Origin of the sequence: Streptomyces sp. RP5T (assembly GCF_003933965.1) — a bacterium.
Classification (GTDB): Bacteria; Actinomycetota; Actinomycetes; order Streptomycetales; family Streptomycetaceae; genus Streptomyces.
Genome location: NZ_RSAJ01000538.1, coordinates 1 through 5,643, shown reverse-complemented (window position 1 = coordinate 5,643; position 5,643 = coordinate 1). Strand labels below are relative to the sequence as shown.

Below are 5,643 nucleotides of genomic sequence, written 5' to 3'. Positions count from 1 at the left end.
GCGGCGACCTTCTCGGCATGCCGCCGGGCCCCGACGGACGGGACGACGACCACCCCCGCCTCCTTGAGCACGCCGATCAGCTCGGCGGAGGGGGCCAGCGCGAAGGACGCCACCCGCACGCCCTCGTCGACGATCACCCGCACCCTGTCCCCGGCGTCCGCCGCGTCGGCCCGCAGATTGACCCCGAAGGGCGCGTCGGTACGGGACTTCACCTCCCGCACGGCGTCCCGGAGCTGGTCGAGGGTCATGGTCGCGGAGGCCAGGACGCCGAGCGCGCCCGCGTTCGCCGCAGCGGAGACCAGGCGGGGTCCCGCCACCCACCCCATCCCGGTCTGGACGATCGGATGGCGGACCCCGACGAGCCGGGTGAGCGCGGTCTCCATCAGGAACCGACCTCCCGTGCGCGCGCACCAGCCGGGTCGAGGACCTCGCGGATCAACTCCAGTTCACCGGGGGTCGGTTCGCGCGTGTACGGCACCTCGTCCGGTATCGCCAGATCGAAACCGGTGGCCTCCCGGACCTGCTCCACGGTGACCCCGGGATGCAGCGAGGCCAGCCGCATCGAGCGGTCCGGGGTGTCGAAGTCGAACACGCCCAGGTCGGAGACGACCCGCGGGATGCGGTGGAACCGTGCCCCGGCGGCATGGTCGTACCCCACCCCGCACACCATGTCGACCTTCTCCACGAACACCCGCCGGGAGTGCCTGGGCACCCAGTAACTCGTCGGATTGTTCAGGGTGTTGACCGGTGCGCCCCGCACCCCGAGCAGCTGCCGCTTCGGTCGCGCCCAGTCGCCGATGCAGGAGATGTTCTGGTTGCCGTACCGGTCGATCTGGCTCGCGCCCATCATCACGTGCCGCCGTCCGCCGGTGACCAGTGCGAGGTGCTGCCGGTACGGCAGCCAGCCCTCGGGGGTGCCGTCCGGCCGGACCAGCAGGGCCTCGCCGTCGGTGAGCAGCAGGTCGGGGGAGAAGGTGAGGCGGGCGAGCCGGGCGCCGACCGAGGGGATCAGGCCCATCGGGCTCGCCAGGACCTCGCCCGCGTCCCGCCAGGCCTCGGCGCAGGCGATCACGCAGTACTCACTCCGGGTCGCGGTCATCCGGTCCTCCCCCCGAGATGGCGTGCGGCGAACTCCTGCCAGGGTGTGCTCGCGTACTCCCGCTGGGCGGCCTCGTCCCGGCCGTAGTCGGGGGCGCAGGAGGTGAAGTGCGCGCCGCCCGGGGCCTCGACCACGCCGGTCACCGTGTGCCGCTTGACCAGCAGCGACTGCGGCGGCGCCTCCTTCGTCAACTCCGCTGTGTCCACGATCCGTTCGCAGGAGACGTACGCGGCGTCGGCCGCCTCGCAGAACAGGTCGTCGAAGTACGGGTCGGGGCCGAGGTACTGGCCGTTGCCCAGCCGGTCGGCGCGGTTCAGGTGCACCAGGGCGGCATCCAGGGTGAGCGCGGGCACGGCCACGAACGTCTCCTGGTCGTCGTACGGCGAAGTCACCGTCCGCAGGCCCGGGTTGACCCGCATGACGTCCGAGCCGAGGCCGGCCCGCACCGGCAGGAACGGCAGCCGGTTGGCGGCCGCGCGCAGGCCCCACATGAACATCGCCTCGTCGATCTCCATGAGTTCGAGGGCGCCGGCCTCGCGGGCCGCCCGGTAGTGGGGTTCCAGCGGGATCGAGTCGAGGGTGACGAAGGGGGCGACGAGCTTGCGGACGCGCCCGGCGGCGGCGAGCATCCCGACGTCCGGGCCGCCGTACGAGACGATCGTCAGGTCGGTGAGGTCCGAGCGCAGCAGCGCGTGCACCAGCGCCATCGGCTTGCGGCGCGAGCCCCAGCCGCCGATGCCGAGGGTCATGCCGCTGCGCAGCCGGGAGACGACCTCGTCGGCCGTCATGGTCTTGTCGCTCACTGGTCCTCCCTGCCGAACCTGTCGCGGACCCGGTCGGCGACCCCGCTGACGCTCGCCTCGTAGGTGAAGCCCTGTTCGTAGCGGTAGCTGCGGCGGACGTCGACCGGGTCGATGCCGTTGATGGCGGCCTTGGCCAGGCGCAGCAGCTCACCGTCCTTGGCGGCGATCTCGCGGGCCGACTCCATTGCCACGGCGGTGAGTTCCTCCCTCGGGACGACCCGCCACACCGAACCGTGCCGGTGCAGCTCGGCGGCGGTGACGGTGCGGGAGGTGAAGTACAGGGCGCGCATGAGGTGCTGGGGGACCAGGCGGGCCAGGTGGGTGGCCGCGCCCAGGGCGCCGCGGTCCAGTTCGGGCAGGCCGAAGGTGGCGTCCTCGCTCGCCACGATCACATCCGAGTTGCCCACCAGTCCGACGCCCCCGCCCAGGCAGAACCCCTGCACGGCCGCCACCACGGGCACCTCGCACTCGTACACCGCCGAAAAGGCCTCGAAACAGCCCCGGTTGGCACCGACGAGAGCGTCCCGGCCGCGCGTCTGGATCTCCTTGATGTCCACGCCCGCGTTGAACCCGCGCCCCTCGGCCGCCAGCACCACACATCTGACCTGCGGATCACGGCCCGCGGCGCGCACGGCGTCGGCCAGGGCGAACCAGCCGTCCACCGGAAGGGCGTTCACCGGCGGGAAGTCGACCCGGACCAGGACGATCCCCTTTTCCGGGGTCGAGGTGGAGACACCCATGGCCGCATCAGCTACCTTTCCACCAAACGTTTGTTAGGTGAAGGGTAGCGGTGAATGGAGCTGAACGGGAGGGTCGTGGTCGTCACCGGCGGGACGCGCGGAGTCGGCGCCGGGATCGCCCGCTCCTTCGCCGAGGCGGGGGCGGACGTCGTCGTCTGCGCGCGCAGACCGCCCGAAGTCCCCCTGCCGAAGACCCGGTTCGCGCCCCTGGACGTCCGGGACGCCGACGCCGTACGGCACTTCCTCGCCGAACTGCCGCGCCTGGACGTCCTGGTCAACAACGCGGGAGGGGCGCCCCACCGGCTGCTCACCGACGCCCGTGCCGAACAGCACGCCCGGGTGCTGGAGTTGAACCTCCTCGCCCCGCTGACGATGTCCCTCGCCGCCCACGAGCACCTGAGGCGGACCCGCGGTTCCGTCATCATGATCGGCAGCGTCAGCGGCGGCCGGCCCTCGCCCGGCACCGCCGCGTACGGGGCGGCCAAGGCGGGCCTGGAGAACCTCGCGCGCTCGATGGCCGTGGAGTGGGCGCCGGACATCCGGGTGAACACCCTGGTCGTCGGCATGGTCCGCACCGAGCGCTCGGCACTGCACTACGGCGACGAGGACGGCGTCGCCGCCGTCTCCCGCACGGTCCCGCTCGGCCGCCTCGCCGAGCCCTCGGACGTGGGCGCGGCAGCCGTCTTCCTCGCCTCGGACGCCGCCGCCTACATCAGCGGGGCCTCGCTGCTGGTGCACGGCGGCGGGGAGCGGCCGGCGTTCCTCGACACCGCAACCGTCAACAAGGAGACGTGAGATGACCGGAATCTGCGACGGCCGGGTCGTCGTCGTCACCGGCGCGGGCCGCGGTCTCGGCCGCGCCCACGCGCTCGCCTTCGCCGCCGAGGGCGCCCGGGTCGTCGTCAACGACCTCGGCGTCGGCCTCGACGGCACACCCGGCCCCGACAGCCCCGCCTTCCTCGTCGTAGAGGAGATCCGCGCGGCGGGCGGCGAGGCGGTCGCCCACGGCGGCGACATCGCGACCCCCGACGGCGCCGCCTCCCTCGTCCGGACGGCCCTGGAGACCTACGGCCGCCTCGACACCCTCGTCAACAACGCCGGGTTCCTGCGCGACCGGATGCTGGTGAACCTGGAGGAGGACGACTGGGACGCGGTGATGCGGGTCCACCTGAAGGGCCACTTCCTCCCGCTGAAGCACGCGGCCGCGCACTGGCGGGCGGAGACGAAGGCGGGCCGCACCCCCGTGGCCAGGATCGTCAACACCTCCAGCGGGGCGGGCCTGTCGGGCTCGGTGGGGCAGGGCAACTACAGCGCGGCGAAGGCGGGGATCGTGGGCCTCACCCTGGTCGCCGCGGCCGAACTCGCCCGCTACGGCGTCCAGGTCAACGCGATCGCCCCCGCGGCGCGCACGCGGATGACCGAACGCACCTTCGCCGAGACCATGGCGGCCCCGGTGGACGGCTTCGACGCGATGGCACCGGAGAACGTGTCCCCGCTGGTCGTCTGGCTGGGCTCGCAGGCGAGCGCGGGCGTGACCGGCCGGGTCTTCGAGGCGGAGGGCGGCCGGATCACGGTGATGGAGGGCTGGCGGCCGGGCCCCACGGCGGACAGGGGAGCGCGGTGGGCCCCGGCAGAGGCCGGAGACGCGGCCCTGAAGCTGCTCGCCCGGGCGGAGACACCGGGCGCTGCGTATGGAGCGTGACGGTGACGCTGCCGGGGGCCTGCATCGATCCGGGCCTCCGCCGCGCGGGCGCGACCGGACACGACGGAGCGGCGGACGGCAGCCGGCCTCAGGTGTCGCACTCCAGCACCGTCCGGCACACCGCGCACCGCGCCCGCACCCGCCCCCGTACCGGCACCCTGATCCGCTGGTGGCAGGTGGGGCACGGGAAGGAGACGCGCAGACGGCCGGGACCGTCCGGGGTGAAGGTGTAGGGGACCCCCGGCTGCGGGCCGGGGGCGTGCCGGCGGTCCCGCGCGTAGCGGCGGCGGCCCGCCCAGCCCGCCGCGGTCAGGGGTGGCTGCTCGCAGTCCTGACGGGCCCGCGCCATCCCCTTCACGTACGCCGTGTACGCCTGCGCGCTGGTGAACCACACCGAGGGATCCTCCCCGAACACCAGCGACCGCTTCGCCAGCACGTACCCGAACTCCTCCGGCGTCAGGTACCCCAGCTTCTGCGAGGACGCCGCGTCCTCCCGGTACGCGTCCAGCAGCAGCCATCCCGCGCCCAGGTACGTCGTCGCCGTGTCCGTGAGGATCTCGTTGTCGCGCACCCCCGGGAAGGAGAGGTCCAGCCGGTGCAGGTACACGTGCATGATCTCGTGCGCCAGCGCCGCACCGATGTCCCGCCGATGGGTGCGGAAGCGGTCGTTCAGCTCGACGAAGTACTCCGGACCCGCCGTGAGTTCGACGTTCGCCGCATGAGTCATCTCCCGGAAGCCGACCACGATCCGGGCGTCCGGGAGCCGGTAGTGCCGCACCAGCTCCCGCGCCACCCGCTGCGCCCCGAGATGGAGATCGTCGGTGTCGCAGAACGCCACGTCCACCGGCGCCACGCTCGTCGCGAACGTCTGGACGGTGTCGTAGGAGAGCCGCTTGTAGAGCGCGTTGACCGAGGCCCGCACCGTCTCCAGGTGCGGGTAGCCGTGCTGGACCGGTCCGTCGTTCGTCACGCCCGTACCCCCAAGACGCCCTGAACCCGATTCCACTCTACGAGGTCGAGCCTCTACGAGGCCCCGGGCGGACGCACGTCGGCCGGATCCGGGGCCCGCAGCCGGAGCGCGGGCCCGTGCGCCGGCGCCTCCTCCAGCTCCAGCACCCACACGTCGTTGACGCCCTCCCGCAGCACGGGCCCGGGCACGTACAGCGTCCGCTGCGGGCCCGCCGACCAGTACCGGCCGAGGTTGAAGCCGTTGACCCACACGAAGCCCCGGGTCCACCCCGGCAGCTCCAGCACCGCGTCCCCGGCACCCCGCACGCTCACCTCACCCCGGTACAGGCC

Annotated in this window: 7 protein-coding genes and 1 pseudogene; 2 read left to right on the top strand and 6 right to left on the bottom strand. The window is 73.1% G+C overall.

Annotated elements, in window-relative coordinates:
* The 4 genes from EHS43_RS35700 to EHS43_RS35685 form a co-directional block, all read right to left on the bottom strand.
* Positions 1-383 (bottom strand): nitronate monooxygenase family protein (locus EHS43_RS35700; protein ID WP_148104166.1); only part of this gene is annotated, 383 nt, incomplete at its 3' end.
* A complete protein-coding gene (locus EHS43_RS35695; RefSeq protein ID WP_125194772.1) occupies positions 383-1,099 on the bottom strand; it encodes a CoA-transferase subunit beta in 717 nt (238 codons plus the stop codon). The genes EHS43_RS35695 and EHS43_RS35700, both read right to left, overlap by 1 nt.
* Complete coding sequence (locus EHS43_RS35690; RefSeq protein WP_125194771.1) at positions 1,096-1,902, bottom strand: CoA transferase subunit A; 807 nt, start codon at positions 1,900-1,902, stop codon at positions 1,096-1,098. Before EHS43_RS35690 ends, EHS43_RS35695 begins: the two co-directional genes overlap by 4 nt.
* Positions 1,899-2,642: an enoyl-CoA hydratase family protein gene (locus EHS43_RS35685; protein ID WP_125194770.1), complete on the bottom strand. Its 744-nt coding sequence runs from the start codon at positions 2,640-2,642 to the stop codon at positions 1,899-1,901. The genes EHS43_RS35690 and EHS43_RS35685 overlap by 4 nt, the downstream gene beginning before the upstream one ends.
* A 54-nt stretch (positions 2,643-2,696) precedes the next feature.
* Here EHS43_RS35685 and EHS43_RS35680 point away from each other — a divergent pair, with 54 nt between their 5' ends.
* Positions 2,697-3,437 carry an SDR family oxidoreductase gene (locus EHS43_RS35680; RefSeq protein WP_125194769.1) on the top strand — a complete coding sequence of 247 codons (741 nt, stop codon included), beginning with the start codon at positions 2,697-2,699 and terminating at the stop codon, positions 3,435-3,437.
* Between the two features lies 1 nt (position 3,438).
* Positions 3,439-4,344, top strand: coding sequence for an SDR family oxidoreductase (locus EHS43_RS35675; protein ID WP_125194768.1), 906 nt, complete (start codon positions 3,439-3,441; stop codon positions 4,342-4,344).
* Between the two features lie 88 nt (positions 4,345-4,432).
* Here the strand turns inward: EHS43_RS35675 and EHS43_RS35670 are convergent, their stop codons facing one another.
* Both EHS43_RS35670 and EHS43_RS35665 read right to left on the bottom strand, forming a co-directional pair.
* A complete protein-coding gene (locus tag EHS43_RS35670; protein WP_125194767.1) occupies positions 4,433-5,314 on the bottom strand; it encodes a hypothetical protein in 882 nt (293 codons plus the stop codon).
* 53 nt (positions 5,315-5,367) lie between these two features.
* Positions 5,368-5,643 (bottom strand): annotated as a pseudogene (locus tag EHS43_RS35665) (beta-galactosidase); the annotation flags it as partial.